This is a genomic window from Symplocastrum torsivum, from assembly GCF_059505465.1.
Genome location: NZ_JCACKQ010000095.1, coordinates 148078 through 166949, shown reverse-complemented (window position 1 = coordinate 166949; position 18872 = coordinate 148078). Strand labels below are relative to the sequence as shown.

The window sequence follows — 18872 nt, the reverse complement described above, 5'->3', positions numbered from 1 at the left end:
TTTTGCAAGAGGTCTACTATGGAGCACTACTATTTCTGGGCAGATCACCAATCTCTTGATGAAAGTAAGTTGCCTGAATACCTATCTATCTTGGGAGCAGGGGAGCAGGGGAGGGCTTATGAGGTCTGTATCGCTTCTAGGCTGGCTCTCACGGCGATTGCGGCTGGAGATCTGACGATAAACGAAGATACCCCAGATAGCTGGAAAGCTCACTTGGAAAGTTTAGGCTTCACGAATGTCCTATACAGCTCGACGTAAGCCAAACTCACACGAATGTCGCTAGATTTTTAACCGTCCAAATGCACCTGGAATGCACTATTAGCCTATCCAAATCGTCATTAGTTTAGTGTGGCTGAACAGTTGCTTTGTCTGTTTGGTCAGAATAGAGAAAGCGATCGCGTTTGTTTAACACAATGACTTCAACAACAATCAATCCCTATTTAGCAGGCAACTTTGCTCCAGTCAGGGAAGAAATTACCGCAGACAACCTCCAAGTCTTGGGTGAACTCCCGATTGACCTCTGTGGTATGTTTGTTCGCAATGGACCGAATCCTCAGCTCCCTCCTAGCGGAAATTACCATTGGTTTAGTGGGGATGGGATGCTGCATGGAGTCATTCTACACAACGGCAAAGCAGAATATCGCAACCGCTATGTCCGAACCCAGAAATTTTTAGCCGAACAGAACGCGGCGAAAGCGATGGGGACTGGGCTTTTGGAACCACGCCAGAGAGATAATTTCAATGACCTTAGCAGGAATACTGCTAACACGGCATTAATTTGGCAGGCAGGGCAATTCTTGGCGCTGTGGGAAGGGGGCGAACCTCACGCGATTAAGCTGCCTGAATTAGATACGGTTGGTTCTTACTCGTTCAACGGCAAGCTGGTTTCTTCAGTAACTGCCCATCCTAAGGTAGACCCCGGTACAGGGGAGATGCTCTTTTTTGGCTACTCGGTACACCCTCCCTACTTGCAATACAGCGTTGTTTCAGCGTCGGGAGAGCTATTGCGGACGGTTCCGATTGATCTGCCGGAAGCGGTGATGATGCACGATTTTGCCATCACTGAAAATTACACCATCTTTATGGACTTACCCCTAACTTTTAGCATCGCAAGAATGCAGCAGGGAAAGCCACTATTAATGTTTGAGCAAGAGAAACCGAGTCGCTTCTGTATTCTTCCTCATCATGGTGACAACAATAGTATTCGCTGGTTTGAGTGTCCGGCTTGCTACGTCGTCCATACGCTTAATGCTTATGAAGAGGGAGATGAAGTGGTGCTGATTGGCTGTCATATGACGGCTACCACGATGGGGTTATCTCAGACTCCTGATCACCCAGATGCAGATATTCCTCGCCTGTACCGTTGGCGATTTAATCTCAGCACTGGCATAGTGAAGGAAGAGATGCTGGATGATGTGTCTTCAGAATTCCCCCGTATCAATGAACAGCTTTTGGGGCGAAAAACGCGATATGGCTACACGGCAAAATTAGCACCCGGTCACCCGACTCCGGCATTTGAAGGTTTGATTAAATATGACTTTAGTAGTGGTGCCTCCCAGACTCTGAAATTCGGTTCTCAACGCTATGGGGGCGAAGCGGTATTTGTTCCCCGTCCCGGTGCTGTTGCTGAGGATGACGGCTGGCTGCTGACGTTCGTTCATGATGAGGGTTCCGATACGTCTGAACTGGTGGTGGTTAATGCTCAAGATTTCACGGCTGAACCTGTGGCACGGGTGCTGATTCCGCAGCGAGTTCCTTACGGTTTCCACGGGACTTGGGTTTCTGAGAAACAGTTATCGGTTGCACCGTAGTTGAGAAAATGCGATCGCGCTGTAATTCAACACAAGCAACTTCCTTATCAAATCAAGGCAGCTAAGGTCAGCAAAGGCAATCGCCCCTCATCCCCAAACTCAATTAACAGGCGATCGCTGTTTCTATTGCTTTTTACTGGCTGGACTGACTTGAGCGATCGCCTTTCCTCTTCAACAAGCTGTTGAAAAAGATTCAACTTAAACCCTCCAAACCCAATCTTGCTCCGAACCTACTGTGAAAGATTTAATGACACTGCTTTCTTTAACTGCTGAGAGAACAAGTTGCCCCCACCAAGAGACGTGACCTACACCGTGAGGATTCCACTCGCCGCTGATATTGAAGACGATCTCGGCTACCGTGTCAGCGGGTCGGGAATGGGTTTGACCCGACCATGTAGAACCGAAGGTTGATGTGTACATACCTGACGACTTATCCCTAAGAATATCAACTTGGGCATTTCTGATGTCGTAGCCGTTGCGCTGGTATGACAAACGATAGTAGAAGTCTTGATTGTCCCAACCAATACGAGGGTGAAACGCTTGGATATTCAGTTCAGTTACCACGTCTTCCCACGTTGCTTCTATGGGTGTACGCTCGTGCATATAGGAAGGAGTGTTGCCATTGTGGTAAAGATTGCCACTGTTAGCATAACTCCTTCCTGCCTCGAAAACAGCGACACCGAGAGAAGCCGCGCTGACTGGATCGCTCTTTTGTATCTGCGGTGTTCCAGGTTCACTTTTGATAACGACTCCATCTCTTGCCTGATGGTGTCCTAACGCACGATTGTGTCTTTCAGGAAGCTTGCGCTGAACCGCACCTGTCTGCTGCACCACATGAGTCAACTCATGAGCAGTTAAGTCGGATATGGTTGGAGACTTCCCAGCCCCAAAGTAAATATCATTACCGTGAGTAAATGCCTGAGCACCCAAGTCTTTATTCATCTGAACCGCTTGGCTGTCCGTATGTACCCGTACCTGACTGAAATCGGCACCAAAGCGGGGTTCCATGAAAGAGCGCACTTCATTCGATAAAGGACTACCTCCGCCTTTGCTAGTGCTTAGCCGATTCTCCAGGTTGCTACCAGCCTCATTGCCACCAGCTTCTGTTACTCGTTGCAGCGATCGCTTCATTTGCACCGGCTCTTCCTCTTCTTCAGGTTTTGGAGCCATCTCTCGTTGAATAGTGGAGCCTGCCAAAGGTTTGGCTTGAAGAGGCTCTTCCTCTTCTTCAGGTTTGGGAGCCATCTCTCGTTGAATAGTGGAGCCTGCTAAGGGTTTGGCTTGAAGAGGCTCTTCCTCTTCTTCAGGTTTGGGAGCCATTTCCCGTTGAATGGTGAAGCCTGCTAAGGGTTTGGCTTGAAGAGGCTCTTCCTCTTCTTCAGGTTTGGGAGTCACTTCCCGTTGAATAGTGAAGCCTGCCAAGGGTTTGGCTTGAAGAGGCTCTTCCTCTTCTTCGGGTTTAGGAGTCATTTCCCGTTGGACAAGTGGGGTGATAGAGGCAGCTAGAGGTTTGGTTTGCAGCTTCTCTTTTTCTTCTTCTGGAGCTATCTCCCGTTGAACAGACTGCTGAATTGCAGGTGCAGCCATGCTCATTACCTGCGCTGCCGTTTGGTCTGCTTCCTGCTCGTACTTGTCTCCAGGCGCTCCTATGGCAAGTTTGGGCTGAATTACTGCTGGCGTGTCGCCCACCTGTACCCGACCGAAGTTGTGACCAAAACGGGTGGCTCTCTCAAGTTGAGTCTGTAGATCTGGTGTTTCCTGCTGAGGGGACACTGCTGAGTCAGCCTCATTCTTGGAAGGGCGCTGCCGGAATATGCTGGTTGGCACGGGTGTGGAAGAGGAACTTGATGGAGCTTTTTTTTGGATATGCTGTCGGGTGTGCATTTTCTCAGTCCTCCCTTACGGCTTGTACCAGCAGTGCGTCAATTTCTTTAGTTTTTTTGGAACTTGATACGATAGTAGTCTTTTTTAAATCGAGTTACTCTAGTTCAAAAGTCGAATTTAGCGATCGCTCTGGAGTCCATTGCTTCGTTTCAAGTAACCGTACCCACTGGGCAAACAGCGTCACCAACGGGGATTCCATCGGATGACAAATGCGATCGCACTTCCAAAAACTTAGGTAGTTCCTACATAAAAGCTCTGGCAGTTAGAGTTTTTATCCGCAGCAGTGTTGCATTTCTTCACGAAAAGATTCGATTAGTTTGAGTAAAAGTATGGAATATCGAAGCCGTAACTGCGCCCATTAGCTCATGCTCTAGAGTACTGGTCAAGTCATCAGGTTACTAGCTTTCTCTGGGGAAAATGAGCGTCCTGACCTCACGGTAGTTCAGCAGGCAAAATCAGACATGAGAAGAATTGGTTATCTGCTGGCAGCGCTATCCCTATCAGGAGCGATCGCAGCCAAACCGCTATCCGCACAGCCCATTGTTCCCGCTAGCGATGGCACTGGTACCCAAGTTATCCCCAATGGTAACGGCGACCCTTCGGTCTACGACATCACGGGTGGCAGCCTATCAAACGATGGAGCCAATCTCTTTCACAGTTTCACTCAGTTCAATCTTGACATCAATCAGATTGCTAATTTTCTCTCTAACCCAAATATTCACAATATCCTGGGACGTGTTACTGCTGGCAATCCTTCTATCATCAACGGTCTAATTCAGGTAACTGGGGGCAATTCCAACTTATTCTTAATGAATCCTTCCGGAATTGTCTTTGGTGCTGGTGCCAGCTTAAACGTACCCGCTGCCTTCACAGCCACGACAGCTAACGGTATTGACTTTGGCAATAACTGGTTTAATGCCACAGGTATTAATAACTACAGCGCCCTAGTAGGAACACCCAGCACCTTTGCCTTCACGATGAATCAGCCGGGAAGCATTATCAACGCTGGCAACCTGACAGTGCCTCAAGGGCAGAATTTAACGTTATTGGGCGGTACCGTTGTCAGCACCGGACAACTCAATGCACCAGGGGGACAAGTTACGGTTGCCTCTGTGTCAGGTGAGAGCTTAGTGCGTCTTTCTCTGCCAGGACATTTACTGTCTTTAGAGATTCAACCGCTTGCCAATATCAATGCAGGGGCACAAGGACTTGCATCCCTACCGCAGAATTTCTCGGTGTTATCTCTCCCTCAGCTATTGACGGGTGGGGGTGGAGACAGTGCTACAGCAATAAGGGTGAACGGTAATGGACAAGTGGTGCTGAGGGGTTCTGGTATTGGGGTAGAACATGGGGATGTGGTAGCTAAGGATTTAACAGCTCATACGGCGGCACTATCTGCTGAACACAACTTAACCTTAGTCGAGAGCCAGCTAAGTACAACAGGCGACTTAAATTTGCTGGCGCGAGATACAGTGCAGGTGCGTGACAGCGTAACAAATCGCTTCATCGTCCAAGCTGGAGGACAAGTGTATCTCCAAGGCAACCAAAGGGTGGATATCTTTGCCTTAAATCATCCTGCTAGTGGCTTCTTTTCTGGTAGGGATATGGTGCTGCGTTCTGCCAATACCGTAGGAGGAGATGCCCACTACTTCAGCAGTGGCAATTTTAGAATTGAGCAGTTAGATGGAAGCGTAGGCAATCTATTTAGCCCATATGACCCAATTATTTTGTCAAGTGGAAATGTAACTTTAGGGAACTATACAGGAGCCTCTCTCCACGTTTTAGCGGGGGGCAGTGTGACACTGGGCAATGTCACGATTAACGATACAGCTCCAGTGGCGCAAACAATTAACCCTGGTAATACTACCCCTTTTAATGCAACTAGGACTTTTGCAAATCTAGCTAGCTTCAATTTATCCGATGGTACGCCTGTCACGATTAATGGTAGTACCACACCCACGTTAGATGTAAGGGCTGGGGTCGATTGGGAGCAATTGGGAGGAGTGCCAACCCCTGACCCCAGGATTGTTGGAGGGTTAGCACCTCAACCGACCTTTTCAGCAGCTCCACTGAGTGCAAATATCACCGTTACTGGCAATATCCGTAATAATGGCGGAGAAGTCTTTTTAACAAATGAGTACTTTCCTAACCGCTCATTACCGGGCGGAGCAATTCAAGTTCAAAGGATTAATACAAGTCTATTTACTGGCGGTAATGCTGGCTCAGTCACTATTGACTCTCGGCGCAGTATTACACTCAATGGTCTTGTAAATTCCGTAACGGGAAATGTTCCCAATAGTAATGCTGGAGCAGTTACCCTCATTGCTCAGAACAATATCACTACTGACAATATCAATTCTTTTGTAGGAAGAGGTGGTACGGGGAATGGCGGTAATATTTCGCTTACCAGCACAGCGGGAGCTATCGACACTAGTGCCGGTCTTCTAGATGCTGGAACTGGTGGTTCTGGCAACGGTGGAGCGATCGCTCTTTCTGCCGCTGGTAACATTACCACAGGTTCCATCCTTTCTCGTTCGGATGGTATCGGCACAGGCGGGGCAATTAGTCTCACTAGCAGCGGCGGTGGCATTGACACCAGTGCAGGCAATTTAGACACGACTTCTGCTGTGAACGGTGGTGCGATCGCGCTTAATGCTGCTGGCAACATTACCACAGATAACATCACCTCAACGGGTCAAGTGAGTAGTGGAGCGATAAACCTTACCAGCAGCGGTGGCAGCATTGACACCACAGCAGGCAGTCTAGATTCTTCTTCTAGAGGTAATGGTGGCGCGATTGCCTTTAGAGCCACTGCTAACATGACCACTGGTAACTTGGACTCTTCCTCTACGGGTGCTGGCAATGGCGGTAATATCACCCTCAGCAGTACTCAGGGAGCAATCAATACAGACAGCTTAAAATCAAGCGCTGATTCTGGCAATGGGGGAGTGATCGCACTTTCTGCTTATGGTGACATCACCACAGACTTGCTGGACTCTTACTCTATTAATGCTGGCAATGGGGGTAACATTACCCTCAGCAGTACTCAGGGAGCCATTAGTACTGGAGCAGGAGAGTTGAACTCTTCCTCAGCTACTGGCAATGGCGGTGCGATCGCACTTTCTGCTACTGGCAACATTACCACAGGTGAGGTATTGTCCACTGGCAGCTCTGAGGGTGGAGATATTTCCTTCAGCAGTGGCACAGAAGTTACTTTGGGTAGGGTTGACTCTACATCCGCTATAGCTGAGGGCGGCGCAATCAATATCAATGCCCTTGGTAACATTACCTTTAATGATTCTGTAAGCTCCGGTTCTACGGCGGGGCTGGGAGGGGGTGCGCTCACCATCAATACCTCTGGAATCCTTAACCTACCAGCAAGTATTTCCACAAATGGTACAGATATCTTTATAGGGAATGAGACTTCTCCTATCGATATTGTCGGGCTACCGAGCGGGTCTAGTATCAATACTGGTGGGCAAGACGTGACTCTGGCTTTCGCCTCAGATTTGACGTTGGGGAGTTCTATTAATGTATCTACCGAGGGGGGAGCTTTCACTCTGAGTAGTCTTGGAGCTTTAAATATTGAGAGAGATGTAAGAACCGACGGGGGTGACATTACCTTAAGTGCCGCAAGCATTGACTCATCTGGGGGTATCCTCGACTCTTCCTCTACTACCAAAGCGGGCGGTAACATCACCCTCAATGCTCAAGGTAATATCACGACTGCTGCTCTTAGCTCAGGTAGTACATCCAATGCTGGAGGTGATATCACCCTGACGAGTGATGGAGGAGCTGTCAGTAGTGGCAACCTCAACTCTTCAGGAGTAACGGGAGGTGGCTCTATTAATGTTTCTGCGGTTGACCAGATTACTACTAGGGTGATAAACACCAGTTCCAGTTCTGGCAATGGTGGCAATGTCACTCTCGACCCTCAAAATGACATTCAAATTGACTTGATTAATGCCCAAGGTGGGGCAACGGGCACAGGGGGAACAGTTGACATTACCACTGACAGGTTTTTCCGGGCAACGGGCAGTTTCACCGACCAAAATGGCATAACAGCTAGCATTTCTACGGCTGGAGGAGCTGGAGGTAGTCCGATTACAATTCGACATGGGGGAGGATTGAGCGGGACTCCTTTTGATGTGGGAGATGCAACAGTCAACGGCACGGCTGGCGCGATCGCTAATGGAATAGATACGATTTCACCCTTGCGATCGTTTCCCGGTTCCTACACTCAGGGCAACATTCGCATCATTACTCCGTTTGTGCCAGACGAAACAGCGTTCATCGATCCTAATAACGAGCCATTAGCGCTGCCACAATTGTTTAGGAGTCTTGAACCACTGGAAATTGACCTGGCTTTTGCTGCAATCGACGAGTTCTTCACACGCGAGTATGAGGAATATCTGAGACTACAAGCAACTCAGATTAAATCTTTGGGACAGGCTCGTGCTACTCTTCGCGAAATTGAGGAAGCGACGGGTGTGAAACCAGCACTGCTCTATGCAGTTTTTGTGCCGGAAACCCTCGCACCGGGGGCGACAAGCCTTCTGGATCTCCCCAAGCAGGACAGCGACCAACTACAGCTACTATTGGTAACGGCACAGGGGAAAGTGATGCTTTGGCGCGTACCGAACACTACACGAGCCGAGGTACTAGCCGTAGCTGGAAAATTGGGGAGTGAAGTTACCAATCGCAGCAAACGGCGTACCAATAGCTATTTAGCCCCAGCTAGGCAACTCTATGAGTGGCTGGTGGCACCCCTTGAGGCGAATTTACAAGCTCAAGGCATTCAAAATCTTGTATTCATCACGGATGTTGGCTTGCGTTCTGTCCCAATAGCTGCACTCCACGACGGTCAAGGATTTATAGTAGAACGCTACAGCATTGGACTGATGCCCAGTCTCAGCTTAACTGATACCCGCTACCAAGACATTACAGGCTTTCAAGTGCTGGCGATGGGGGCATCAGAGTTCACCGATAAAGAGCCTTTACCGGCAGTACCGTTGGAGTTATCAGTGCTAACCAAACAGCTATGGCAGGGTAAGTCCTTCCTTGATGAGGCTTTTACCCTGGATAATCTGAAAGCTCAACGACACCAGCAGCCTTTTGGAATTATTCATCTAGCTACTCATGCCGAATTTAATGCTGGGAAACCAGAGAATTCCTTCATTCATCTGTGGAACAGTAAGTTAGGGCTAAACGAACTACGGCAGTTGGGTTGGAATAATCCACCTGTGGAGTTATTGGTACTGAGTGCCTGTCGTACAGCGGTGGGAGACGAGGAAGCGGAGTTGGGATTTGCAGGGTTGGCGGTGCAAGCTGGCGTTAAGTCAGCTTTAGGAAGTCTGTACTCTGTCAGCGATGAAGGGACTTTAGGACTAATGACAGAGTTTTATCGACAGTTGAAGGAGGCTCCGATTAAGGCGGAGGCGCTGCGGCAGGCGCAACTAGCGATGATTAACAATGAAGTTCGTCTAGAGGGGGGAGAGTTACACGGCACTGGGGAGAATTTGCCTCTGCCACCGGAATTGGCAACACTGGAGAACCAAAATCTCTCTCATCCCTATTACTGGGCTGGATTCACAACGATTGGTAGCCCTTGGTGAATTAGGTATTAAGGGGGACTATGTAGGTAGACATCCATCATCCTTCCACTGTTACCATCTGCCAATTAGAGGATGGATGCTATAAAATGTCTCGATTTCGTAGTGGCGATCGCCTTGTGTCTCCTACTTTCCTGAGCTAGATCTGACAACAGAACAGGTTTTCAATGCGGCTAGGTAGTTGTTAATAACAAATGATGCTTGTTAAACTGAATACCATCAACTCAATACAAAATTTGAGTCCACAACTGAAAGTGTGTTGGTGTTTGATGAGACCCACGATCATTATCTATTGCTATTAATAGGTTGGCAGAAAGATGAGCGGATTAAGAGTGTGATGATTCATGTTCGTTTGAAAGATAAAAAAATCTGGATTGAGGAAGATTGGACGGAGGAAGGAGTGGCGACAGATTTTTTGCAGAAGGGCATTACAAGGGACGAGATTGTTTTAGCATTCCATCCACCGCAAGTCAGACAATACACTGAGTTTGCGATCGCTTGATGGCTTTCTGTCTGCGATCGCTAACGGGAGAATCAGGTTTAGAGCATCCCGTCGAACTCGCGTTATTTTATCTGCATACTAGCTATTTTAGTCTAGCCCTTATCTTCTGAAGACTAATAGAAGGGTTAAGGGAGCGCCTATTTATTGAATTTTAAATAACCCTTAAACTTGGTTATTTTCTTCTTTAAATTTGACAATTTCTCCTGGGGCAGAGTTAATTATTTTTATCACTTCCAGAGCTACATCAGCCATTTCTTTTGCACGGGGATCTGGCATGATTTTTAACTCGATTAGCTCTTTGAGTAAATTAGCTGCTTGAATACCAGATTTTAACAATGCTTCTTGGTATTCTTGTTGCAAGGTTTTAGAGGGGGTTAGAGTTTGGTTTTGGTCGTCTTGGTTTTCCACTGTTAGGTTTTGGTTTTAAAGTTTGGTCATTTGTGATTTATTCTAATCGCCTAAATTCGGTATAGATAATTTATCTAATATATTTAATACTTCTGAGTATTTAAAATAATGAATATCATTTCTCAGAGAATCATCTCCTAGAACCATAGTTATTCCTTTGATATTAGGCATAAGATTAATAATTTCTAGTATATTATCAGGAGAATAATCTAAAGTTATTAATAAAGGGTATTGTTTTGCCAACTCATTTATATCATGTATTTGTAATTCTTCTGGATATTTTGGACATTCTTCTTTAAAGAATTCCCAAGAATTTTCCATATTCCCTAACAGATCAATTTGGTAATAGGAACTATTAAGGTTATCTTCATTAACAAAAGAACTTAAAATCCAAGATGGATCATCATCGTATGAAGCTTCAATATTTGAATATATTATTCCAATTCCTTTTTTATACAATTCTTTTCTAAAGTCTCTATGTGGAATCTGATTCCCTAAAGGTTGTACATAATCAATCCCAATTTTTTCAATCAAATCTATGGTTTTATTCCAGTTATTTTCTATCAAAATTTCAGCAACAGATTTTGAGGTTTTTAACATTTTTCTAATTTCAATTGCAGCCTCTTCTGTAATAACTCTATTATCATTGAATTTTGGATCTCCAGAAATTGAAATACTTATAATTTCTACACCACAATCCTGTAGTTGAATTGCTTCTTCGATTGTTGATACTCTATCAACTTTTTTAATGAGCTTATCCATGATATTCTTACCTAATTAATCTATGTAGATGATATTAGCTTTTTCACCCAAAGTTGGTTTGTAGGTCGCCCGATCTACAACTTTGTTAATCCCTTGAATTAATGACCCAGAGCTTGTTGATGTAGAAATTTTATAGTAAGCGCCTCCATGTCTTCCACCTCCCGGATGTACTTGTATATTAGTAATTGTTGGATGTCCTTGAATGCGTATCTGTTTTGATAACTTAGAACCTTTATTACTTTGTTCAATTACAACCTTATAACCAGCCTCTTCAAATTGTTTTGCAATATCTTCAGTAGATTTTCCCCAAATAGATTTAGGGTTATCAATAATATTATCAACAAGCTGTTTTGCTAATTTAGCTGATTTATCTGAATAATCATTATCAATTTCATGGTCACTAGCAATCATGTGGAGCGTGTAGTGACCGGGAATTGCTTTAGGACGTGCTTCAAAGTGTTTAATCCAACTATATTTAGATTTGACAGTTGTATTCAATAAACCAATTAAAGCAGGAACAGGAGTATCAATAGCATCATTACTTTCTGTAATAGCTTTAGCTGTTGCTAGTGCGGAAGGTAACTCAGCAGCTTTTCTGGCAGCATCATCAACTTTATCACCTGCTTTAGCAGCATCATCAACTTTATCACCTGTTTTAGCAGCATCACCTACTTGATCAACCGCTTTTACAGCATCATCAACTTTGTCGGCAGCTTTAGCAGCACCGCCTACTTTGTCAGTGGCTTTAGCCGCATCGCCTACTTTGTCAGCGGCTTTAACAGCATCACCTACTTTATCAGCAGCTTTAACAGCATCACCAGCTTTATCCGCTGCTTTAATATATTTACCAGCTTTACCTAAAGCTGCAACATCACCAATACCCGGAACAGCAGCAACTAGAGAAAAAGCAGCATTTCCCCAATCTCCTTCTAAAGCGTACCAAATTCCATTAAGACCATCGGCAATAGCACCAAATCCTGGGATAAATCCCAGCACATCTAAAGCTCCATGACCCCAGGCACTAATAGCTGAATAATTTTCACTGCACCATTTACTTACATCACCCCAACGATCCTGTACCCAATTCCAACCTTGAGATAACTTATCGCCAGCCCAAGCTAAACCTTGTGATGCTTTATCCTTCGCCCAACTACCAAATTCAGTGGCTTTATTCTTAGTCCATTCCCAACCTGATTTAATCCCATCACCAGCCCATTGGAGAGCCTTACCACCTAACTCTCCTAGCTGTTTAACACCATTCCAAGCTTGAGAACCTTTGTCCTTAACCCAATTGCCAACAGCAGAACCTTTTTCTTGTAGCCAACTTAAACCTTGAGAACCTTTGTCTTTAACCCAATTGCCAACAGCAGAACCTTTCTCTTGCAGCCAACCTAAGCCTTGAGAACCTTTGTCTTTAACCCAATTGCCAACAGCAGAACCTTTCTCTTGCAGCCAACCTAAGCCTTGAGAACCTTTGTCTTTAACCCAACTAACCGCACCCGAAGCCTTATCTGATAACCAACTTAAACCTGTGGAACTTTTCTCTTGAACCCAACTAGCCGCACTACTAGCTTTCTCTGATAACCAATTAAACGCACCTGAACTCTTTTCCTGTACCCAACTCTTAGCACTGGAAACCTTATCACCCAACCAAGAAACAACGCTACCCGCTTTTTCTTGTACCCCAGAAACTAGCGAACCAACTGCGCCACCAAGCCATTGTAAAATCGAGCTTCCTTGGGACTGTATGCTGGAAACTGCACCTTGTCCTTTTTCTCGTAACCCACTGACAAAAGAACCCGCTTTTTCGCTGACTGTGTTAACTGCACTTGTTCCCTTTTCTGTGAGCCAATTTTTAGCAGTTTCGCCTTTTTCTGTCACCCAGTTAAAAGCTGTGCTTCCCTTTTCGGTAAGCCAAGAAGTTGCGCTGCTAGCTTTTTCTGTAATAAATGTCCCGGCACTACTCGCTTTTTCCCTAAGCTGAGAAGTTGCACTAATGGCTTTTTCGCCTATCCAAGAGCTTGCACCATTAACTTTTTCTCCAAGCCAACTAAATGCTCCTCCTGTTTTCTCATCAATCCATGTTCCCGCACTACTAGCTTTTTCCGATAACCAATTCGTTGCTGCTCCTGCTTTTTCCGTTGCCCAACTGGTAGCAGTATTAACTTTTTCTCCAACCCAGTTTTGTGCTTGCCCTACCTTACCCTGGAAGCTTGTCCATCCTGCTGATGCTTTACCCGTTAAGGTTGTCCATTTTTCATTGAGATAATTTCCAGCACTGGTAGCAGACTCATTGACAGAAGTCTTAACTTGTTCGCCTTGTTGTTGCAGTTGTGTACCAATATCCTGCCCTTTTTGGCTAATTCCTTGCCATCCTTGCTCAACTTTCTGCGATACAGGAGCAACCTTACCTTGAATACCACCCCAAACTGATTCAGCCTCTGCTTTGAGGGCTTGCCATTCTGCTTGTAGAGCTTGACTGTTACCTTGTCCTTGCTGTTGTTTTACCCCTTCTGAAGCCCCATCTAATTTTGCTTGTAGAACTTGACTGTTACCTTGTCCTTGTTGTTGTTTTGCCCCTTCTGAAGCACCGTTAAGTTTAGCTATAAAGCCTTGAGCTTTCGCCATATAAGTTTGGGAAAACTGCTGGGCTTCGGTTTCTAGGGCAGTTATTTCTGAAGTAGCACTATTTTCTAACTCTGTCCAATTACTTTCAATCTGTCCTTTTGACTCAACCGCTTTATTTTCAAGGTTGGTAACTTTCTGTGCAACTTCAGTTTTTACTTCTTGCTCTTTAGTAGTAGTTTCTTGTTTTAAGCCGGTTTCTTGTCCTTGTAATTCAGTAGCTTGGGTTTGAGCATCAGTTTGTAGTTCTGTACCTTTAGCTTTACTCTCTGCTTCTACCTCAGTTCCTTTAGTTTCTACTTCGGACTGAAGTTCAGTACCTTTGGCTTGCTTATCAGCTTCTAATTCACTACCTTTAGCTTGTTTACCCGCTTCTAATTCAGTACCTTTAGCTTGTTTACCCGCTTCGAGTTCACTACCTTTAGCTTGTTTACCCGCTTCGAGTTCAGTACCTTTAGCTTGCTTACCCGCTTCGAGTTCACTACCTTTAGCTTGCTTACCCGCTTCTAATTCAGTACCTTTAGCTTGCTTACCCGCTTCGAGTTCAGTACCTTTAGCTTGTTTCCCCGCTTCGAGTTCACTACCTTTAGCTTGTTTCCCACTATCTAATTGATTACCTTGCTCTTGTTTTGTCCCATCTACTTGAGATTTCTTAGCATCATAATCTCCTTGTAACTCACTCTTCTTCCCAGAAGCATCCCCTTTAAGGGAATCTAGAAGACCTTTTGCCCAATCTAAGGGATTAGAGAGTAAATCTCCTTGAACAAGTTGACCCGATTTTACTTTTTCTTCATCTACTTGCTCAACCGCTACATTAATTTCAGCACCTTTCTCTGCAACAGGTTGTTCTGCTGGTTTAACTTCTTCCTCAATTTTTGCATCTGTCTTCTGTTTCTTAATTTCAGGAGTTTCAGTTTCTTGAGGTTCAGTTTCTTTTGCTTCAGGTTCAGCCGTTTCCTTAACTTCTGCTTGAGGTACAGGTTCAGTTGCAGAAGGTGCTTTGTCCTCTGATTGTGCTTGTGGTTGTTGTGGTTCTGCTTGTTCTGGTACTTCAGCAACAGGCTCAGGAGTTGCTGCTTGAGTAGGTTCAACAGGTGCAACTTCTGCTGCTTTTTCTGCTACCGGGCTAGCTTCGGTAGTGACATCTTTAACTTCAGGAGTTTCTGTAACCGGAGGAGTTTCTATAGCAGGTTTTTCAATTTGCTCAACTTGAGGTTGAGGTAAAGATTCAGATTTTGGTACATCAGTCCCTGGTTGGGGAATAGAGGCAATTTTTTGTTGTGCTTGTTGTAAGGCTTGTTCTAAAGCAACTTTGGGTTCCTGACTCGGATCAATATTTTGGGCAACATCACCACCAGCATTATTCATCTGATTCTGCTGTTGTTGCCACATATCAGTCAAAGAAGTACCCTGATCTGCTTGACTTAAATCAGGTGTTTGGATATCTACAGTACCAATATTGCCTGTTTCCACTTTTTGCTCAGTATTAACAGGAGCTTCAGCCGTTTTTTCCTGGGGTAGTTGTTGAGTTTCCCCTCCAGGAACAGTTGGTGCTGGCGCTACTTCTGATTTAGTCGCAGTAACTTCTCGGTTTAGTTTAGTTTCTGTAGTTGTTGCTGGCGCTACTTTGGGTTTAGGAACAGTAACTTCTCGGTTTAGTTTAGTTTCTGTAGTTGTTGCTGGCGCTACTTCGGGTTTAGGAACAGCAACTTCTCCGTTTGATTTGGTTTCTGTAGTTGCTGCTGGTTGAGTTTTCTGAGCTAATTTCCCCTCGGATTGATTAGAAGATTGGGCTTGGGCTTCAACTTCAGCCCCTTTAGCTTCGACAGGCGTAGGCATAGCCTTAATCGGCTCCGCCATCTGCTCAGCTTCTTCCTCGTACTTTTCTCCTGGCTGGAGCTTTGCTTGAACTGCACCCGTCTGCTGAATCGTGTGAGTCAGCTCATGAGCCAATAACTGCTTCCCATCACTTGACCCTGGGTTGTACTTACCTGAATTAAAGTAAATATCATTGCCATGAGTAAACGCCTGTGCTCCCAACTCTTTATTCATTTGGACAGCAGCCGAGTCAGTATGCACCCGAACCTGACTAAACTCAGCGCCGAAACGGGGTTCCATGAACCCTCGCACGTTATCGGGTAAAGGACTCCCCCCACCTTGGCTATTGCTTAGCTGACTCTCAATGTTGCTACCGCTCTTGTTGCTTCCATTTTCTGCTGCTCGTTGAAGCAATGATTTAGTTTGGACTGGCTCTTCTTGCTCCTCTTGTTCACATTTGGCGCATTTGCGTTGTACTTCAGTCTCTGCCGATTGGCGCTGAACCAAGGGAGTGATAGAATCCGTCAAGGGCGACCTTTGCACCAGTGGTGTCTCTTCCTCCTCACCCTGACGCTGAACTAACCCTGAGTTAGCTGCGGGTACGCTCATGGACATCACCTGAGCCGCCACAGAATCAGCTTCCTGCTCGTACTTATCCCCTGGCTGCCCAACAACAACCTTGAGCTGAATCCGCTGCATTTGAATCGGTTCTTCGTCTACCGCTGCCTCCTGGCGTTGGATGATACCTAGCTGAGGCATCATTTGAATCGGCGACTCGTCTTCCTCTTGGGGCAAGCGTTGCAGCATAGCCAGTTGAGGCTGCATCTGAATTGGTTCTTCTTCAAACGATTCCCGTTGAATACGTGGAGTGAGCAAGCCTAGTTGGGGCATCATCTGAATCGGCTCTTCTTCAAACGATTCCCGTTGAATGCGTGGGGTGAGCAAACCCAGTTGAGGCATCATCTGAATCGGCTCTTCTTCAAATGATTTCCGTTGAATTGGGTTGCCCACAGGTGGAGCCATTATCTTGTCCCGCTCTGCCACAAAGTCAGATTCCTGCTCGTCCTGCTGCTCTTCTGACTGTCCGTTGACGGGTTGCTGCTGAATTACCGCCGGAGTGTGGCTCTGTACCTGCACTCGACTAAAGTTGTGACCAAAGCGCGAGGCTCTATCTAGCTGGGTTTGTAAGTCTGGGGGTTGGTGTGACAAGTCGATCGCGTCAGCCGATTCTTGCTCTAGCTCTAAGGAAGGGCGCGATTGAAATAAGCCCGTCTGCACAGGCGAAGAGGACGGGGACGAAGCTTTGGAAAGATTTTGCAGTCGGGTATCCATAGCCAACGAGAGCCTCTCAGCCTAGAGCGGTGATTTCATAGTAGTCTGGATTATCCGCCCCAAACAGTAGCCGAAAGGCGAATAAAAATTAACAAGCATTAGACCCAGCCTTTCACTTCAGTGTCAGTTAGCGGTCTTTCCAACTTGACATATTCACTCTGAGCTGCCTGCAACAGGTGTTTCATCCCCACGGGTTCCCCAGCATCCGCCGCAAAAAAGGCAGCGTTTAGGGCAATATTGCGGATATTCCCACCTGCGACGTTCAACTTCGCCAACTTCTTCACATCCAAATCCTCCGTCGGCGTTTGACTGGGAAAGATGCGCTGCCAAATCTCCGCCCGTTGGGTGGCATCTGGGAAGGGGAAGCGGACAATAAACCGGATGCGGCGCAGAAAGGCGGTATCCAGGGCATCTTTCAAATTAGTCGTTAAAATTGCCAACCCTCGATAGGCTTCCATTCGCTGTAACAGGTAGCTGACTTCCATATTGGCATAGCGATCGTGACTATCTTTTACATCAGAACGCTTACCAAACAAGGCATCGGCTTCATCAAACAGCAGAATTGCCCCACCCGCCTCTGCTGCGTCAAATACGCGCCGCAGGTTCTTTTCCGTTTCCCCAATGTACTTGCTAACAACGGAACTTAAGTCAATGCGGTAAAGGTCGAGTCGCAATTCACGAGCAAGTACGTCCGCCGCCATTGTTTTGCCCGTACCACTGGCTCCCGCAAACAGGGCGCTAATGCCCAACCCACGCCCACTTTTCCCAGCGAACCCCCAGCCTTCATATACTTTTGCCCGTTGCCGGACGTGAGCGGCAATGTCTCGCAAAACCTGACGCTCTCGCTCTGGTAATACTAGGTCATCCCAGGCGGCAGAAGATTCAATATGTTGAGCGAGGTCATTCAGGCGGGGACGAGATTGAGAACGGCAGGTATCCCACAAAATAGTGCTGAGTTCTGTTGGCGTAGTGGGGGGTAGCCCGTGCTGAGTGCTAAGTGCTTCATGAGCTTGCCGTCCCAAAGCTTCAGTGCAAATCGCGTGAATGGTAGGGGCGCTGAGGTTGAAATGGGAAACTAATGTCTCTACCTGCCCATTGAGACTGGATGTTGCTGCACCCAAGGTAGACTGCCAAAGCATACGCTGCTCGTTCGTAGTGGGTGGCTGAACGTCAAAGGTGATGAGAGGACGCAAACGCGATCGCCTTCTTTCTCGACTGGTAATAATTAGCGGACTACTAATACTCTCACTCAACTGCGCGATCGCATTTTCTCGTACCGCATCACTTAGATCCAACTCATCACAATCTAATAACAGAGCACTCGCTCTCAGCCAATATTCTCGCTCCCATAGCTGCTTGAGTTGGTTGAGTTCACTAAAATTGAGCGGAATCGCTACACCGTTAATCACATTCAACTTCAACCCAACCAGTTCACAAGCTGCCGATGCGATCGCTCGTTTACTAGCCGTTTCCTCACCACATAACTGCACAAGTGGCAAGCCCGATATCCCTGATGCTTGTGACCATGTTGCTGCCAGTTGCTCTGCCAACCGCTGATGCGACGACACCAACTCTCCTGACTTCGGCAACGGCTCAATAATCGCAGCTAATCGCTCATCTAGATATTGCAAACCTGTGAGATGGTGCAGAATACGCTCGTCAATCCTTAAAGGACTGAGGGTAAGGGCACTGCCTGTCCCAACTTCAATCATTCGCCATCGCCGTAAGGGAGACGCAGGCATCAGAGCTTTCCATTGGGGTGTGCTTGAAGTTGCTAGCGCCAGACTGAAGGTAGGATAGGTACGCTGCGAGTCTCCCTGAGCAGCAGCGCACAAAGCTGGAAAGGATGCATCCAATTCCATGCCAGCACACAATAGCAGTACATCACGCTCAAAAGACGACAGACCAAAGATGGTGCAGAGTTGCTCCAATGCGGGTGGAGGCAGAGAAGGATGGGGAAAATCTAGTTTCAAATTTTCCCCTTGTGTGCCTGTGTCTCTCCCCGCCTGACGTTCTAGCACCTCACGCACCAGAGCGATCGCCTGCATCAAGTAATGCTGGTTCGCTTCACGCCAATTTGTAGATTCCGTGTACGCTAGTGCAGTCATAACAATTCCC

9 protein-coding genes and 1 pseudogene are annotated in these 18872 nt (G+C 46.5%); 4 read left to right on the top strand and 6 right to left on the bottom strand.

Translation table 11 applies throughout. The features are described 5' to 3' along the window. Positions 1-18: 18 nt before the first annotated feature. Both AC5JL3_RS24010 and AC5JL3_RS24005 read left to right on the top strand, forming a co-directional pair. Complete coding sequence (locus AC5JL3_RS24010) at positions 19-258, top strand: hypothetical protein (protein ID WP_496076868.1); 240 nt, start codon at positions 19-21, stop codon at positions 256-258. A gap of 155 nt (positions 259-413) precedes the next feature. Next, positions 414-1811: a carotenoid oxygenase family protein gene (locus AC5JL3_RS24005; RefSeq protein ID WP_496076867.1), complete on the top strand. Its 1398-nt coding sequence runs from the start codon at positions 414-416 to the stop codon at positions 1809-1811. A 47-nt stretch (positions 1812-1858) separates the two neighbouring features. On the opposite strand, the gene AC5JL3_RS24000 is transcribed toward AC5JL3_RS24005, so the two are convergent. Beyond that, complete coding sequence (locus AC5JL3_RS24000) at positions 1859-2008, bottom strand: hypothetical protein (RefSeq protein ID WP_496076866.1); 150 nt, start codon at positions 2006-2008, stop codon at positions 1859-1861. Position 2009: 1 nt separating this feature from the next. Continuing rightward, entirely contained in the window at positions 2010-3695 is a 1686-nt protein-coding gene (locus tag AC5JL3_RS23995; RefSeq protein ID WP_496076865.1) for an eCIS core domain-containing protein, read from the bottom strand. Positions 3696-4156: 461 nt separating this feature from the next. Here AC5JL3_RS23995 and AC5JL3_RS23990 point away from each other — a divergent pair, with 461 nt between their 5' ends. Both AC5JL3_RS23990 and AC5JL3_RS23985 read left to right on the top strand, forming a co-directional pair. Then, positions 4157-9310: a CHAT domain-containing protein gene (locus tag AC5JL3_RS23990; RefSeq protein ID WP_496076864.1), complete on the top strand. Its 5154-nt coding sequence runs from the start codon at positions 4157-4159 to the stop codon at positions 9308-9310. A gap of 217 nt (positions 9311-9527) precedes the next feature. Continuing rightward, positions 9528-9809, top strand: a pseudogene (locus tag AC5JL3_RS23985) (XisI protein); the annotation flags it as partial. A 162-nt stretch (positions 9810-9971) separates the two neighbouring features. Here AC5JL3_RS23985 and AC5JL3_RS23980 read toward each other — a convergent pair. The 4 genes from AC5JL3_RS23980 to AC5JL3_RS23965 form a co-directional block, all read right to left on the bottom strand. Beyond that, positions 9972-10217, bottom strand: coding sequence for a hypothetical protein (locus AC5JL3_RS23980; protein WP_496076863.1), 246 nt, complete (start codon positions 10215-10217; stop codon positions 9972-9974). A 42-nt stretch (positions 10218-10259) separates the two neighbouring features. Next, positions 10260-10979, bottom strand: a complete 720-nt coding sequence (locus AC5JL3_RS23975; RefSeq protein ID WP_496076862.1) for a hypothetical protein — start codon at positions 10977-10979, stop codon at positions 10260-10262. Positions 10980-10994: 15 nt separating this feature from the next. Continuing rightward, positions 10995-16754, bottom strand: a complete 5760-nt coding sequence (locus tag AC5JL3_RS23970) for an eCIS core domain-containing protein (RefSeq protein ID WP_496076861.1) — start codon at positions 16752-16754, stop codon at positions 10995-10997. Positions 16755-16852: 98 nt separating this feature from the next. Then, the gene (locus tag AC5JL3_RS23965) at positions 16853-18862 is read right to left on the bottom strand and encodes an ATP-binding protein (protein ID WP_496076860.1); all 2010 of its coding nucleotides are present in this window, start codon (positions 18860-18862) and stop codon (positions 16853-16855) included. Between the last annotated feature and the right edge of the window lie 10 nt (positions 18863-18872).

Excerpts from the sequence above, each read along its gene's own strand:
- AC5JL3_RS24010 (WP_496076868.1), top strand. The coding sequence starts at position 19 with ATGGAGCACTACTATTTCTGGGCAGATCACCAATCTCTTGATGAAAGT.
- AC5JL3_RS24005 (WP_496076867.1), top strand. The coding sequence starts at position 414 with ATGACTTCAACAACAATCAATCCCTATTTAGCAGGCAACTTTGCTCCA.
- AC5JL3_RS23995 (WP_496076865.1), bottom strand. The coding sequence starts at position 3,695 with ATGCACACCCGACAGCATATCCAAAAAAAAGCTCCATCAAGTTCCTCT.
- AC5JL3_RS23990 (WP_496076864.1), top strand. The coding sequence starts at position 4,157 with ATGAGAAGAATTGGTTATCTGCTGGCAGCGCTATCCCTATCAGGAGCG.
- AC5JL3_RS23975 (WP_496076862.1), bottom strand. The coding sequence starts at position 10,979 with ATGGATAAGCTCATTAAAAAAGTTGATAGAGTATCAACAATCGAAGAA.
- AC5JL3_RS23970 (WP_496076861.1), bottom strand. The coding sequence starts at position 16,754 with ATGGATACCCGACTGCAAAATCTTTCCAAAGCTTCGTCCCCGTCCTCT.
- AC5JL3_RS23965 (WP_496076860.1), bottom strand. The coding sequence starts at position 18,862 with ATGACTGCACTAGCGTACACGGAATCTACAAATTGGCGTGAAGCGAAC.